We start from the raw sequence: 14,995 nt of genomic DNA on the forward strand, positions 1-14,995 counted from the left end.
CCAAATGCAGGATATATATTTTATTACAATGATTTAAATAAAGGTTCCAGCTTCGGAACAGGCAACTTGTGACACACCCTTGCACAACCAAAGTGCAAATATTGGCACATCGGCTGTGCTGGGTTAAAACTGGGCCATGCCCCCTGCGAATCATTCCCGTCCCGTGCGCTGGGCGATCATCAGCCTGATCGCGGCGGCCTTGGCAGCCGCACTTGCCTATATGCTGATCCAGCATCGGGGCATGATGCAGGAGATGGAAACCGCCGGCACCGACCTGGCCATGCGCAAGGCGCTGATCAACAGTGAGATCGCCCGTTTCCGCCTGCTTCCCATTGCGCTTGCCGATGACCGCGATGTGGCCTCCGCGCTTGCGGGCAACATGGCCGCCCGCGATGCGCTCAACCGCAAGCTGGAGGAACTGGTCAAAACCACGGGCGCGCCGATCATCTATGTCATCGCGCATGACGGCAAGGCCATCGCGGCCAGCAACTGGCGATCGCCCCAGAGCTTTGTCGGCACCGATTACAGCACCCGCCGCTATGTCCGCGACGCTCTGGCAAAGGGCAACGCCAGCCATTTCGCCATGGGCACGGTCAGCCGCCGCCCCGGCCTCTATATCGCCCAGCGCACCCCGCAGGGCGGCGTGGTGGCCATCAAGCTGGAGTTCGACGCGATTGAAAGCGCATGGGCCAAGGGCGACGATGCCACCTTTGTCACCGAACCCAACGGCATCATTCTGGTGACCAGCCAACCGCCATGGCGCTTTGCCCTCACCCGCCCGCTCTCCCGCGCGGCGCAGGCCAGTTTTGATGCCGAATCCGTGCTGCCCGCCGCGCCCGCGCGTTTCGCGCCGTTCCGCGTGGATGAGGATGAGCCACGCCTTGGGGGCAAGCGGATGGTCCTGCTGCGCGACGCTTTGGCGCTGCCGGGGTGGACGATCAATCTTCTGCGCCCGGTCGAACGGGTGGCCCTTCTCGCCCAGGGCGCAGCAATGCTGAGCGCGGCCATGGTGCTGGCCATGGCGGCGATGATGTGGATGTGGCGCGAACGCGGACGGGAACGTGCGGCCCGCACCGGAGAGCTGGAACAGGCCGTGGCTGACCGCACAGCGGACCTGCGCCGCGAAATGGACGAGCGGGCCGCGCTGGAGGCCCGTGCGGCGGACCTGCGCGAAGGTTTGCGCCAGGCCAACCGTCTGGCCTCGCTGGGCCAGATCACCGCCAGCGTGGCGCATGAAACAGCCCAGCCCGTGGCCGCCATCCGCACCTATGCCGACACCAGCCGGATGCTGCTGGAGCGCGGCGAAACCGGGGCGGTCCACAAAAATCTGGCCTCGATTGCCCGTCTGGCCGACCGCATCGGCGCGGTGACATCGGAACTGCGGGGGTTTTCCCGGCGCAGCGCGACCGATCTCAGCCCAGTGACAATTGGCGAGGTGATCGAGGGCGCACTGCTGATCCTCAAGGAGCAGTTGAAGGGCATTTCCATCACCCTGCCGCATGAGAATCTGGCGGCAAGCGGACGGGTCCAAGGCGGCAGGGTCAGGCTGGAGCAGGTGCTGGTCAACCTGCTGCAAAATGCGGCGCAGGCTCTTCGCGAGGTGCCGTCGCCGGCCATTACGGTGGATCTGATCCAGACGGATGAAGACGTAACACTGACCATTGCCGACAATGGTCCCGGCATTGCCGAAGAAGTGGAACGGCAATTGTTCACGCCCTTTATCACCAACCGCCCCGATGGGCTCGGTCTGGGGCTGGTCATTTCGCAGGACATCATGGCCGATGCGGGTGGTTCGTTGCGCCATGTCGACCGGCCGGGGGCGACTGGCGCCTGTTTCGCCATGACGATGAGGCGCGCAGCATGAGCGACAATCCCCCCACCAGGCCCTGCGTTGCCCTTGTGGATGACGATGACGATCTGCGCGAGGCAACCGCCCAGTTGCTGTCTCTTGCCGGTTATCGCGTCATGGAATTTTCCGGCGGGGCCGAAGCCGCGCGGACCATCGGGCCGGATTTTGAAGGCATCGTCCTTTCCGATGTGCGCATGCCCGGCATGTCGGGGGTGGACCTGTTCCGCCTGTTGCAGGAGCGTGACCGCGATCTTCCCGTGCTGCTGATCTCGGGCCATGCCGATGTCCAGATGGCGGTGGACGCGCTCAAGGCCGGAGCGTGGGATTTTATCGAAAAACCCTTTGCCCCCGATGCGCTGCTCGCCGCGGTGGGCCGGGCGGCCAAAGCGCGAAGGCTGGCGCTGGAAAACCGGGCGTTGCAACTGGCGGCGCAAAACGCGGCCAGCAGCGCAATCCTTGGCGAAACCCCGATGATCCGGCGGTTGCGCGACATGATCCCCGTATTGGGCCAGAGCGATATCGACCTTGTTATCCAGGGCGAGACCGGCACCGGCAAGGAACTGTTCGCCCGTTGCATCCACCGCGCCAGCGCGCGTTCAAGGCATCGCTTCCTGACGGTGGATTGCGCGACCATCCCGGCCGCCATTGTCGAAAAGGAGATGTTTGCCCACGGCGGCCTCCTCTCCACCTGCCATCGCGGCACACTGTTCCTCGACAATCTGGATCAGGCCGGCGGCGAATTGCAAAGCAGGCTGGCGCAATTTGCCGAAAAACGGGCCATCGCGCTGGAAACGCGCCAGCCGGAAGCCATCGACACCCGCATCATGGCCAGCATGGGCGAAGGCGGGCGGGACAGGATCTCTAACGCACTTTATCACCGGATCGCAGGGGTGCCGCTGCGCATGCCGCCGCTGGGCGAAAGAAGGGCGGACATTCCCCTGCTCTTTGCCCATTTCCTGAATCAGGCGACCGAAAGGCTGGGGCGGACCGCCCCGCCTTTCGATGACAGCATCCATGATTTGGGCGCAAGGGAATGGCCCGGCAATCTGCGCGAACTGGAAAATTTCGCGGAACGTTTCTGTCTGGGGCTGGAAGGGCACAGGGACAATCCCTCGACCAAGGGCGCCACATTGCCCGAACGCATCGACGCGTTTGAATGTGCGGCCATCCGGCAGGCGCTGATGGAGGCGAAAGGCGAAATTGCCCGCGCGATCAGCCTGCTGGGCATCCCGCGCAAGACATTCTATTACCGCACCAAACGGCTGGGGATAGACCTGCGCGCGATGCGGGCAGAAATCCTGAACGGCAAGTGATGCGGCGCAAGGTTCCGGGGCCCGGCGCAATCCGGAGCGCCATCCGGAGCGCAAAACTGTACCTCGAAGCGATCCGGATTACAGGGCGCCTTGGCCCGTCTGTCGTTGATAGACCAGCCTGCCGCCCAGAAATGTCATGTCCACCTTGCCCGCCAGAATAACCTCGGGCGCCGCCGTCAGCGGATCGAAGGGCAGCACGATCAGATCGGCCAATTTGCCCTTTTCGATCGTGCCCTTGGTGCCTTCCTCCCACGACAGAAATGGCCCGTCGGCGGTATAGCGGCGAATGGCCTCCTTGCGGCCGATGGCCTCCTGTGCACCATGCACCCGGCCCGAAAGCCCCTTGCGCGTGATGGCGGCATAGAGGCCCACCATGGGATTGACCGGCAAGTTATCGCTGCCAAAGGCCATGAACAGCCCGAACCTGTGCGCCGGGGTCACCACCGCATTGTTATGGGCCAGCCGCCAGTCATCGAGCGTCGCCTCATAGCGACCTTCAAGATTGTAGAGGAAATTGGGCTGCTGGGAGATGCCGATGGCGTGCGCTTTCATCGTGGCCATGGTGGCATCGGGCGGCATGATGGTGAAATGATCGAGAAACCAGCGATGGTCCTTGCCCGTCAGCTTCTGACTATCCAGCACTTTGGCATAGGCATCCACGGCTTGCGCGATGGCCGCATCGCCAATGGCATGAACGCCCATCTGCCACCCCAGCGCGGCGGCACTTTGGGTCAGTTCCAGAATTTCAGCGTCGGTCATCCGCCCCTTGCCGCGAAAGCCGGGTTGGCCCTTGTAATCGGCAAGCAACCAGGCGGTCGGCCCGGTAAAACCGCCATCCACACTCATCTCGCCAATCGGGCCAAGGCGGACATGTTCATCGCCATAGCCGGTGTGATGGCCAAAAGCCTTGAGCCTTTCGGCTCCGGGATGGTCGATATACATGGTGATGCGCGGCAATTCGGCGCCCATTTCCGCATAAAGTGCCTGCGCGCGGCGGAAAGTGAGGGTCGGGGGCGGATTGGCAATACCGCCCTTGTCGAGCGGCTCGTCATTGAAGCTGCCGCTGGCGTCGAAAAAGCTGGTGATGCCCAGCGCCAGGATCGATTTGAGCCAGGCGATATTGGCGGGCCGCATCTGCTCCCATGTCGGCGGCGGGATATGCCGACGAACCAGATCGAGACTTTCGCGGATGATGCCATTGGGTTCGCCCGTGGCATCATGTTCGATCAGACCGGCTTTGGGATCAGGCGTATTGCGGTCGATCCCCGCGATTTTAAGCGCCGCCGAATTGGCAACGCCCGAATGCGCCCCCGCCCGCACCAGCCACACCGGATTGTCGGGCGCGGCCGCATCCAGATCGGCGCGGGAGAGATTGCGGTTCTCCACCAGATTGGCTTCCTGCCACTGCGATCCGGTAATCCATTGCCCCGGCCCCAACGCCTTGGCTTTTTCGCGCAGCATCGCCTGCACCTCGGCGACGGAATGGGCGCTGGCGACGGGGATATCGCTTGGAGCCACCGGGTAAGGGTGGAGATGGGTGTCGGTAAAGCCGGGCATCACCGTGCGTCCGCCAAGGTCGATCACTTTGGCCGCCTTGTAGCGTTGCAGCAGTTCTTCGCCGCCAGTCGCAACAATACGCTCACCCTTGATCGCGACAGCCGACCGGATCGAAAAGGCCTTGTCCACGGTCAACACCCGGCCATGGTGCAGAATAAGATCCACCGCCGCAGCAGGCTTGGCAAAGGCGTGGGCCGACAATGCCGCGCTGAACAAAAGCGAAGTGGTCAGCAAGGCGCGGGACAGGGACAGTCTGGCAAGGTGACGCTGCATGACAAAGGCTTTCCCAGTGTGTGGCCCAGTGTGTGGCTTTGACAAGATCCGGCTGGTTGCTTTGTCCGGTTGCCTGACGCCCGCCCCACCCTGTCTGCAATTTCCTTCATAAGCACTTCTGCGCCGCGTTCCATGGCGCAAAGCTACGTATAATCAGGCGCTGCGGGGCGGCCCCAAATACCGCCATACCGGCCGCGCCCTCACATGCACCGCAGATCGCCCAGCGTCTTGCGCACCGCCTCCAGAAGCGGCGTTCGGGGCTCATCGCCCAGGATCGCCACCAGTCCGGCGTTGGTCATGCGGACCGGCTGTTGCCAGAGATAGCGCATCTCCATCATCTCGCGCGGGGTGGTCGCCACCAGCGCGGCGGCGCGCAGCAGCCACCACGGCAGCGGACGGATGCGCACAGCGGGATCGCCGAGCACGCGGGCAATGGCCTGCACCATCTGGCGCCCGTCATGATCCCAGTGGCCCTCCATATGGAATGAGCCAAAGGGCGGCAGATCGGCGTGCTCCAACAGCCGGACCATGGTTTCGGCGACGTCGGGCAGATAGGCCCATTGATGGCCGACACCCTGCTTGCCCGGATTGCGGATGACCTTGGGGCGGGTTCCGGGAGTCACCAAACCCTGTCCGAACCAGTTGTTGACCGCGCCAGGGCCGAAAAAGTCGCCCGCCCGGACGATCAAAGCCGTGCAGCTTCCCTGTTCGGCCGCCATGTGGAGCCGCTGCTCCATCGCCACGCGGATCTTGCCCTTGCGGGTCTCTGGGTTCTGCGGCGCGCCTTCGGCAATGTTGGGGAAAACGTCGGGCCCGAAATTATAAACCGTCCCCGGCAGCAGGATGCGCGCTCCGTTTGCCGCTGCGGCCCGGATCGTGTTGTCCAGCATCGGCAGAACAAGGCGGTCCCAGTCGCGATAGCCCGGCGGGTTGACCGCATGGACGATGACCGACGCGCCCTGTGCCGCCGATGCGACCGAGGGCGCGTCCATCGCATCCCCGGTCACCGCCTCGCACTCCTCCGGGAATTCGACATCAGCGCGGCGAGTCAGCGCCCTGACCTGCCAGCCGCCGGCAATCAGACGACGCATCACAGCACCGCCGATGCCACCTGTCGCCCCCAGAACCAAAGCCGTCTTCTTCATCTTTCGCCTCCTTGTTTATGCAGGGGCAAGATGGAGCGGATTTCAATAAACGGAAATTGCCGTATTTCGTACATATGCTATACGAAAATAGATGAACAAAGAACCGAGTTGGGATGTCTATCGCAGTTTTGCCGCAGTGCTGCAGCAGGGCTCGCTGTCGGCCGCGTCGCGCGCCCTTGGCATGACCCAGCCCAGCATTGCCCGCCACATCGACGCGCTGGAACAGGCGATCGGCGTCAAGCTGTTCGTACGCTCGCAGCGGGGTCTGTCGGCCACCGATCACGCATTGGCGCTGCGCCCACACGCCGAAGCCCTTGTCGCCGCGGCCGAAGCGCTCCGCCGATCCGCAGAAGGCGCGCCGGGAAAGCCCGAAGGCACGGTGCGTATCACCGCCAGCCAGGCGGTCGGGACGCACCACCTGCCCGCGATCCTGACCCGCCTGCGACAGGCGCAACCTCGGCTGCATTTCGAACTCGCATTGACCGACGACCTCGACGACCTGCTGCAGCGCCAGGCCGACATCGCGATACGGATGACACAGCCCGAGCAGAAATCGCTGGTGGCCAGGAGCGTAGGCTCCCTCAGCCTTGGCCTTCACGCCCACCGCAGCTATCTTGAGCGAAACGGTCGGCCCCGCCGGCTCGAAGACCTGCGCGAACACGACCTGATCGGCTTTGATGCCGAAACACCCTTTACCAGAGCCGGTATGCGGCATCTGCCGGGGATTGAGCGTTCAATGTTTGCTCTGCGCGTCGACGATGCGGCGGCACAGTTCGAAGCCATTCGCGCCGGTTTCGGCATCGGCATTTGCCAAACCGCCGTTGCGAAGCGCGACACAGACCTCTGCCGCGTGCTGGCAGAGCTGTTCGATCTGCCCCTGCCGGTGTGGATCGTGATGCACGAAGACCTGCGAAACGGCAGCCGCTACAGATTCACCTTCGACGCGCTGGTCGAGGCGTTCACCGGGATCACGCAGGCCGCCCAAGGCGTGTGATGCTCTGGCAATCAGGTGAGAGAACAGGCAATCTTGGTCGCGATCCCGACCGTGGCGGGCGTAGGTGGGGGAACCTTTCCCCCACCAGCCCATGATTAAAAGTGATAGCCGACCGACACGCCATAGAGGCGCGGCTCGCCGGAAAATCCCACCGAGGAACCGTTGGGCAGATAGAGGATCGTGCGGCGATAGGCCTTGTCCGCCAGATTGGTGACATAGGCCGACACGCGCACCGCGCCGATATCCATTCCCGCGCGCAGGTTGAGCAGGCCATAGGCGGCCTCCTCGGTCAGCGGCATGCCCGCGCCATAGGCGATATTGCCCTGTCCCGGCTCGTGGAAGAAACGGGTCATATAGCTGTATTCGGCCCGCAGCGTCAGTTCGCGGCCCGCGCCCATCGGAATGCGCTGTTCGGCATTCAGGCTGAGCGAATGTTTGGGGGCGCGCACCATGGTTGTGTTCGAGAAATCGGTGGTCGCATTATAGATGAACTGGTCATACTTGGCGTCCAGATAGCCATAGGCCAGCCCCAGCGTGGTGCGCGCGGTGGGATGCGCGGTGATTTCCAGCTCCAGCCCCTTGATAGTCGAACTGGCCGCATTGGCGATGAGGGGCGTTGCCGAACTGACCGAACCGATGATGCGGGCGACCTGAAGATTCTTGTAATCATACCAGAAGAAGGCGCCGTTGACGCGCAGCGCGCGGTTGAGCCAGTCGGTCTTGAACCCGGCCTCATAGGCGGTCAGATATTCGGGCTGAAACGTGCTGTTGGCCACGGCCAGCGTGAAGGGAATATATTGAAACCCGCCGCCCTTGTAGCCGGTGGAATAGCTGGCATAGACCTTGGCGTCGCGGCTCAGCTTGTAATCGACCACCACGCGCGGATCGGCGCTGGAGGAGGACAGGTGGTTGGTGGTGGCAAAGGGCACCGCGATCAGCGGCAGACCGGGGTTGGTGTTGGTGCCCGACTGGTTGGCCCATTTCGTATCGTTCGAATAACGCCCGCCCAGCGTCACCGTCAGCCGGTCATTGATATGCACCGCCGCCTGGCCGAACACGGCCCAGGCATTGGCGCCATAGGTCGAGGCCGAGACGTCCACCGCGCTGGTGGTGACGGTGTAAAAGGCCCAGTTCTTGCCCATCGGGAATGTGTCGATGCGGCTGGAGCCGTCGTGATAGTAATAGGCGCCCAAGATCCAGTCCACCTTGCCGCCAAAGGACAGGCCGCCCCCCGGCGCCGAGGTCAGGCGCAACTCCTGCGTGAACTGGTTCGAGCGTTCATTGGTCAATTGCTGGAGCACGTCGAGCGAGGAGCCTTCCAGCTCGCGCCCGTCATAGCTGTCGAGATGGCGCAGCGCGGTGATCGAGGTGATCGAAAGATCATTCAGCGCATAGTCGATCTTGGCCGAATAGGTCTGGGCATGGCGGCTGAGCACCGGATCATGGACCAGATAGCCTTCATAGAGCGACTTGGGCGGGGTGGCGGTAAAGCCCGCCCCGGCAAAGAACACCGCATTCGGGTTGGTCGAGGTGCCCTGATTGAACCCGGCAAAGGCGGCCTTGTTGCCATCGACCATGAAATCCGCGCCGAGGTCGATCTTGAGGCCATCAACTGGCTTGAGCGTCACGCGGATCCGCCCGCCGGTATTGTCCAGCCCCTGAAAACGGTTGCCCGTGGTCAGATTGGTCGAATAACCGTCGCGCTGGGTGGTCCAGAGCGCAACGCGGGCCATCACCTTGTCGCCCGCAATCGGGCCGCCCACCGCGCCGAACAGGTTCCACCCGTTGTAATTCGACACCCCCGCCTCGAAATCGCCGGTCAGGTGGTCGGTGGGCGCCTTGGTGATGACATTGATCGCGCCGCCGATCGTGTTGCGGCCATAGAGCGTGCCCTGCGGGCCGCGCAGCACTTCGATGCGCTCCACATCCTTCATCGCGCCGAAACTGCCCGAGGAGCGCCCATAATAAACATCATCGGCAAACACGCCCACCGAGCTTTCCGAACCCGGATCGAACGAGCGCGTGCCGATGCCGCGAATATAAAGCTGGGGCCGCACCGCGCCAAAGCTGCCGAAATAGAAATTGGGCACTTGCGTGGCGATATTGCCGAGGTTGACGATGCCGGTCTTGGCGATCTGATCGCCGCCAAGAGCGGTCAGGGCCACGGGAATGGATTGCGCGGTTTCCTTGCGGCGCTGCGCGGTGACCACAATGTCGGCGGATTCCACCTTCGGCCCGGCCTCCTGCGCCATGGCGGGCGCGGCATGGGCGGCCAAGGCCAGCGCGAGGCCGGCGGTCGATTTCATCAGTCGCGTCTTCATGGATGCTCCCCCCTGTTTCGGCTCATCCGAGCCCGTTTTTGCAAAGCGCGCGGGGGCGTTCGGCCCCGCGCCGCATCCGGCATCCGCCGCTTTGCATGTGATGCCTGAAATCTGCCCGGACCTGCCTTGGGTGGTCCGGCTTTTGCCGTCATCATCGCCCCCATTGGTCCGATGCGGCTTTATCTCCCTGTTTCTTTTGTCGTGATTTTCCCCCTCATGTCGGCTCAAACCGATTGTATTTCCTTGCCCATTTTGCGCAGGGCCACGTCGGGATCGGCCAAAACCGCCGGGTCCACCCGCGCGCCCTGTGCGATCAGCTTCCGCAAGATCCGCATGTCGGCCCCGGCATCCACACCCACCGCGCCGGTCAACACGCCCTGACTCAACCCAAAGACCATGCGGGGGCGACCATCCGGCCCCATCCGTGTAATCCATTGCTCGGCCGCGATGCGCCCGGCGACCTGATAATTGACGCCGAACTGATCGGTCCAATACCAGGGCACTTCATGCGCCCCCGCCTCGCCCGTCACCATCGCGCGCGCGGCCGCCGCGCCCTGATGCAGGGCATTGGCCCATGTCTCCTGCCGCACCGCGCCGCCCAGAAAGGCTTGTTCCTGGCGGGCAATATCGCCTGCGGCATAGATGGCGGGGTGGCTGGTGCGGCCTTGCGCATCGACCAGAATGCCATCATCCATCGCCAGCCCGGCGGCGGCGGCCAGTTCGTCATTGAGCGTCACGCCGATGCCATAGACCACCAGATCGCCGACAAATTCCCGGCCCTCGGCGCAGGTCAGGCGGACCATGCCGCCCTCGCGCGAGGCATCGGCCAAATCGACCCCGCAATGCAGCGCCACATCATGATCGCGGTGCGCCTGCGCCAGCAGATCGGCCAGCGGTTGGGGCGCGCCGCGCGCCAGCAGGCGGGGTGCCCGCTCGATGACCTCAACCGACAGGCCCAATGCCGAAGCGGTCGCGGCCACCTCCAGCCCGATGACCCCGCCGCCCACCACCAGCAGACGGCGCCCCGGCACCAGCTCCGCTCGCAGGCGCCGCGCATCATCGGCGCTGCGGAGCACATGCGCCGCCTCGCCCAGCGCGTCGAGCAAGGGATAGCGCCGCGCCCGCGCCCCTGTGGCGATCAGCAGCTTGTCAAAGCCGATGCGTTCACCGTCGGTCAGTGTGACGACCTGCGCGCCCGGATCAATGGCAGTCGCACCCTGCCCCAGTTTCAGCTCAATGGCGCGGTCGGCGTAGAAATTGGCCGGATAGATCGGCGGGGCGGCCCCGTCCGCGCCGCGCAGCGCTTCCTTCGACAGCGGCGGGCGTTCATAGGGCAGATGCGGATCATCGCCGATCATCACAATCCGGCCCGCAAAACCGGCCGCGCGCATGGCCGATGCCGCCGCCGTTCCGGCATGGCCCGCGCCCAGAATGACGAAGCAGGGCGCCGTCATACCGCCTCCGCCACGCATCGCGCCGAAACCATGCCCATGCCCGCAATCCATTCGTCGATCGGGTGGTAATAGTGGCGCGTCCCGGCATAGGGACCAACCGCCCGCATCGCGGCAAAAGCGGCGACCCAGGCTCGGATCTCATGCCCGCCGCGCCCGCCGCGTTCGGAAATTTCCGCATCGCTCATGGTGTCAAAGCGGCCAAGGCGTCCGGCAAGAAAGTCCTCGATCAGCCCTTCATCCCATGCGGCATCGAGGGGCAGCGTCTCGCCCTTGGCCTCGCCGTGCGCCAGCGCCTCACCCTTGGCAAGCACATTGGCCTGACGGCGCGCACGCGCCTCGGGGGCGGGATTGCGCCCGGCGATCAGGAATTCTTCGACCTCAGGCCCCACATGCCCCATCTGCGGCGTGGGCGGATCATGGCTGAGCCCGCCCGAACCGATGATCAGCACGCGTTCCGGGCGCACGGCCAGAAAGCGCCCCACCGAGGCCCCCAGCGCCAGCGCGCGATGCACCGGCGGCAGCGGGTGGGCCGCGCCATTGATGAAAATCGGCAGCACAGGATAGCGCGTCACATCGCGGGTGAGCAGCGCCAGCGGCTGGGTAAAGCCATGGTCGGCCTGCATTCGATAGGAATAGGCCAGATCCACGCCTTCATTCTGAACATGGCGGACCAGATCGAGCGCCAGCGCCTCTGGCACCGGCAGGGCATCGGCCCAGTAATCCCAGTCCCCCGCCCCGCACGCCCGCACGCCAAGGCAGAAGGGCGGCATCAGGTCATAGAAGAAACCGTTGAAATGATCGGGCGCAAACATCACGATCAGTTGCGGATCGAAGGCTTCGACCTCACGCGCCAGATCGGCAAAGGCGGCGCGGGCGCCCGCCTCGACCTCGGGGGCGGGATGGATGAATTCCATCATCGGCGTGTGCGAGGCACAGATCAGGCGGATGTTGCTCACAGATCCAGCCCTCCGGCCACATGGCGGATGCCCCGGATGCCCAGCCCGCAATCGGCGTTGATGAAAACCCCGCTCAGCGTGCGATTGTCGGCCCGACTGGCCAGCATGACATAGGGGCCGACGAAATCATCGGGATCGGGAAAGAATTGCAGCGGCAGGATCGCGCTGATCGCCTCGGGGCTGCGGCTGTCCATGATGCGCTGGTCCTGCTGGCCCAGCGCGGCCGCACCGCGCAGGTCGCTGGCCATGCCGCTGGGGGCGACGGCATTGACGCGCACCTTGGGCGCCATTTCATAGGCCAATTGGCGCACAAGGCCCACGCCCGCATGTTTGGAGGCGGTATAAAGCGGGCCGCCGCCGCCCGGATAGAAGGCCGAATTGGACAGGGTGAAGATGATCGACCCCTCGCTTTCGATCAGCGCCTGCGCCGCCGCCTTCGCGCCCAGCAGATAGCCTTTAACGTTGATGGCGAAGAGTTCGTCAAAGCCGCGCTCCAGCTCCTCGCCGCTGCGCCCCACCAGCGTGGCGCCATGGTCCCAGATGGCCGCATTGCCGATAAAGCAATCAAGCCGCCCGAAACGCGCCAGCACTGCCTCCACCGCGCGAGCATTGTCGGCAAAGGAGCGCACATCGCCCTCCACCGCCAGCACCGCATCGGGATATTGCGCATTCAGCATCGCCACGCGCCCCGCATCGCGCTCCAGCACGCCCACGCGCGCGCCCTCGGCCACAAAACGGCGCAGGATCGCCAGCCCCAGCCCCGACCCGCCCCCGGTGATCAGCGCGACCTGTCCGGCAAGGCGGCTCACGCGGCGCTCTCCACCGTGACGTAGATTTCCCCGTCCTCGATGCTCACCGGATAGGTGGCCAGATCGATATAGGCGGGCTGGCTCAAGGCCTTGCCGGTGCGCAGACAGAAGCGTGCGGCATGGAGCGGGCATTCGACCGTGCAGTCATCCTCGATATAGCCATCGGCCATCGAGGCATCGCCATGGGTGCAAAGATCGGCCAGCGCGAAATATTCGCCGCCGACATGAAACACCGAAACGGCAGGCTCGCTCTCGATGCGCTTTGCCTCGCCGGAGGGAAGGTCGGCGGCGGCGCAGACGTGGAATTTGGTCATGATGGGGGCTCGGATAATCAGAGGATGATCGACACATTGGCCGACATCAGCGTGAACTCGTCGAGTTCGAGGCGGCGGCGGGCGATGATGAAGGTTTCGCCGCCATCGGGCGCGGGGATGCGCCGCAACGTGTCGCGGCGTGTGCCGATAAAGCTGTGGTGGTCATGCGCCTTGGACGCGCGATGGACCAGATAGTTGCAGCCCACCACCAGCTCGTCATCGGCCTGCGCCAGAACGCGCACATTGGTGACGAAATGGCGGGTGCGGCTGGCCGGTTCCTCGGCCCATGCCTGACCCGTTTCGACGCGGGCGACGCGGCGTTCGAGCTGATATTTGTCCTCGTGGAAAATATAGGTCGTGGGCGGCGCCCAGCCCCGGCGGCGATCGCGGAACTGCGCCAGCGAATTGGTGTCGAGCGTATATTCGATGTCATCGGCCAAAAGATCGAGCCATTTGCGCAGCCGACGGTCATCGAGCAGCGCGGCCTCCAGATAGAGGAATTGCTCGACCTCATGCTGAAGATCGGCCGAAACGCGCAGCGGACGGGTCAGTTCATCAAGCATCGATCACCTCCTGCTCCCATGCGGCGCCCGCCGCCTCGATCTCGTTCCAGCTTTTGCCGGTCATCAGATCGACCCAGCGCTGGTAAAAACCGCGCGCGGCGGTTTCGGCGAAAGTGCCGTTGGTGATGCCCGGAATGCCGTCCTCGCGGCGCTCCTCGAAACCAAGGCCCATCTGCATGCAGAAATCGGTCTGGCGGGCCTTGTGGCCGCGCAGCACCTTTTGCACCTCGATCCAATTTTCCGAATCGTCCTGTTCCAGAAAGCCCGCCGGGCCAAAGGCGCGCGCATGGCTCTTTTTCAGCGCTTCCTTCACCTCGGGCGGCGCGGCCTTGTCGGCGATACAGAAGACCCAGACCTCGATCCGCCCCGGCCCGCGCGGATGCCATACGCGCAGCGTCTGAGTGCCGTTGAGCCAGGAAAGCGTGGGAAACATCGTGTTATGCCCGGCCAGACGCAGCGCCCGCACCTTGCCAAGGCGCGCCTCGGCCTCGGGATAGGTTTCGCGGAAATAGGCCGAAACCTCGCCGCCGACCCAAACATTGGCATCGGCATTTTCGGTGAAGAAAAAGGCGCTGCCATGGCCTTTGCCCGCAAATTGCACGCCGCCGAGGCCATTGGCCCATGCCGGGCGCTCGGTCTGGCCATCGCCCAGCGGGCTGCCGTCGGGCTTGTTCTGGGGCGTGGGCGCCAAAACCTGAATGGCCGAGGCATGGGTGTAGGGGGCGTGATACTGGTCGGAGCAGAATTGCTCGGCGGCGAATTTCCAGTTGCAGTCGATCATCCATTTATGGACGCCGCCCACCACCTCGGTGCCGCCCTCGCGCCGGTCGAGAAAACCGTCGAGATACCACGCCATATCGCCCAGATAAGTGGTCAGATCAGGCGCGCTTTCATCCCAATTGGCGAAAATCAGGCCCTTGTAATTCTCGACGCGCGGCGCCTTGATCAGCCCCCATTTCGACTTGTCGAGCTTGCCGCGATAGGCTTCCTTTTCCAGCGGCACCGATTGCAGCGCGCCATCCACCTGATAGGCCCAGCCGTGATAGGGGCAGGTGAAAGCCTTGGTGTTGCCGCTGTCGGCATGGCACAGTTTCATGCCGCGATGGCGGCACTGGTTCATCATCACCTGAACCGAGCCATCTTTTTGCCGGACCACCAGCACGGGGTCTTCGCCCATGAAAGTGTTGAAGAAATCGCCCGGATTGGGGATCTGGCTTTCATGCGCCAGAAACAGCCAAGTGCGGCCGAACACGCGCTCCAGTTCCAGTTCATACAATTGGGCATCGCTGTAAATGGCGGGTTTGACGGTGCCATTGCGCGAATCCACCAGCGATCGGATCTGATCGTCGTCCATGCTGCAACTCTCCCCGAAAATGGGGCCGGACGGGCCGGCTCTCTGGGCATGGAATTAACGGAGGGAGACGCGCCGCTGAAATACTTAATTCTT

At 63.9% G+C, this 14,995-nt stretch carries 12 protein-coding genes; 3 read left to right on the plus strand and 9 right to left on the minus strand.

The genetic code is table 11. The features are described 5' to 3' along the window. The first annotated feature begins 136 nt into the window (after positions 1-136). Both PQ467_RS11235 and PQ467_RS11240 read left to right on the plus strand, forming a co-directional pair. Positions 137-1,864 (plus strand): sensor histidine kinase, encoded by a 1,728-nt coding sequence (locus PQ467_RS11235; protein WP_274173492.1) that lies wholly within the window; start codon positions 137-139, stop codon positions 1,862-1,864. Next, positions 1,861-3,162: a sigma-54-dependent transcriptional regulator gene (locus tag PQ467_RS11240; RefSeq protein WP_274173493.1), complete on the plus strand. Its 1,302-nt coding sequence runs from the start codon at positions 1,861-1,863 to the stop codon at positions 3,160-3,162. Before PQ467_RS11235 ends, PQ467_RS11240 begins: the two co-directional genes overlap by 4 nt. Before the next feature lie 78 nt (positions 3,163-3,240). Here PQ467_RS11240 and PQ467_RS11245 read toward each other — a convergent pair whose 3' ends face one another. Further along, entirely contained in the window at positions 3,241-4,992 is a 1,752-nt protein-coding gene (locus tag PQ467_RS11245; RefSeq protein WP_274173494.1) for an amidohydrolase, read from the minus strand. A gap of 200 nt (positions 4,993-5,192) precedes the next feature. Further along, the gene (locus PQ467_RS11250) at positions 5,193-6,137 is read right to left on the minus strand and encodes an NAD-dependent epimerase/dehydratase family protein (protein WP_274173495.1); all 945 of its coding nucleotides are present in this window, start codon (positions 6,135-6,137) and stop codon (positions 5,193-5,195) included. Positions 6,138-6,228: 91 nt separating this feature from the next. On the opposite strand from PQ467_RS11250, the gene PQ467_RS11255 reads away from it, so the two are divergent. Continuing rightward, positions 6,229-7,131, plus strand: coding sequence for a LysR family transcriptional regulator (locus tag PQ467_RS11255; protein WP_274173496.1), 903 nt, complete (start codon positions 6,229-6,231; stop codon positions 7,129-7,131). A 95-nt stretch (positions 7,132-7,226) separates the two neighbouring features. Here the strand turns inward: PQ467_RS11255 and PQ467_RS11260 are convergent, their stop codons facing one another. The 7 genes from PQ467_RS11260 to hcaE form a co-directional block, all read right to left on the minus strand. Next, a complete protein-coding gene (locus PQ467_RS11260; RefSeq protein WP_274173497.1) occupies positions 7,227-9,437 on the minus strand; it encodes a TonB-dependent receptor in 2,211 nt (736 codons plus the stop codon). 239 nt (positions 9,438-9,676) lie between these two features. Then, entirely contained in the window at positions 9,677-10,906 is a 1,230-nt protein-coding gene (gene hcaD / locus PQ467_RS11265) for a 3-phenylpropionate/cinnamic acid dioxygenase ferredoxin--NAD(+) reductase subunit (protein ID WP_274173498.1), read from the minus strand. Further along, positions 10,903-11,862 (minus strand): 3-carboxyethylcatechol 2,3-dioxygenase, encoded by a 960-nt coding sequence (locus PQ467_RS11270; RefSeq protein ID WP_274173499.1) that lies wholly within the window; start codon positions 11,860-11,862, stop codon positions 10,903-10,905. The genes hcaD and PQ467_RS11270 overlap by 4 nt, the downstream gene beginning before the upstream one ends. Further along, complete coding sequence (gene hcaB, locus PQ467_RS11275) at positions 11,859-12,671, minus strand: 3-phenylpropionate-dihydrodiol/cinnamic acid-dihydrodiol dehydrogenase (protein WP_274173500.1); 813 nt, start codon at positions 12,669-12,671, stop codon at positions 11,859-11,861. The genes PQ467_RS11270 and hcaB overlap by 4 nt, the downstream gene beginning before the upstream one ends. Beyond that, positions 12,668-12,985, minus strand: a complete 318-nt coding sequence (hcaC, locus tag PQ467_RS11280) for a 3-phenylpropionate/cinnamic acid dioxygenase ferredoxin subunit (protein WP_168601967.1) — start codon at positions 12,983-12,985, stop codon at positions 12,668-12,670. Before hcaC ends, hcaB begins: the two co-directional genes overlap by 4 nt. Before the next feature lie 17 nt (positions 12,986-13,002). Then, positions 13,003-13,548, minus strand: coding sequence for a 3-phenylpropionate/cinnamic acid dioxygenase subunit beta (gene hcaF, locus PQ467_RS11285; RefSeq protein ID WP_274173501.1), 546 nt, complete (start codon positions 13,546-13,548; stop codon positions 13,003-13,005). Further along, positions 13,541-14,902 (minus strand): 3-phenylpropionate/cinnamic acid dioxygenase subunit alpha, encoded by a 1,362-nt coding sequence (gene hcaE, locus PQ467_RS11290; protein WP_274173502.1) that lies wholly within the window; start codon positions 14,900-14,902, stop codon positions 13,541-13,543. Before hcaE ends, hcaF begins: the two co-directional genes overlap by 8 nt. Positions 14,903-14,995 lie beyond the last annotated feature (93 nt).

Origin of the sequence: Novosphingobium sp. KACC 22771, from assembly GCF_028736195.1 — a bacterium.
Taxonomy (GTDB): domain Bacteria; phylum Pseudomonadota; class Alphaproteobacteria; order Sphingomonadales; family Sphingomonadaceae; genus Novosphingobium.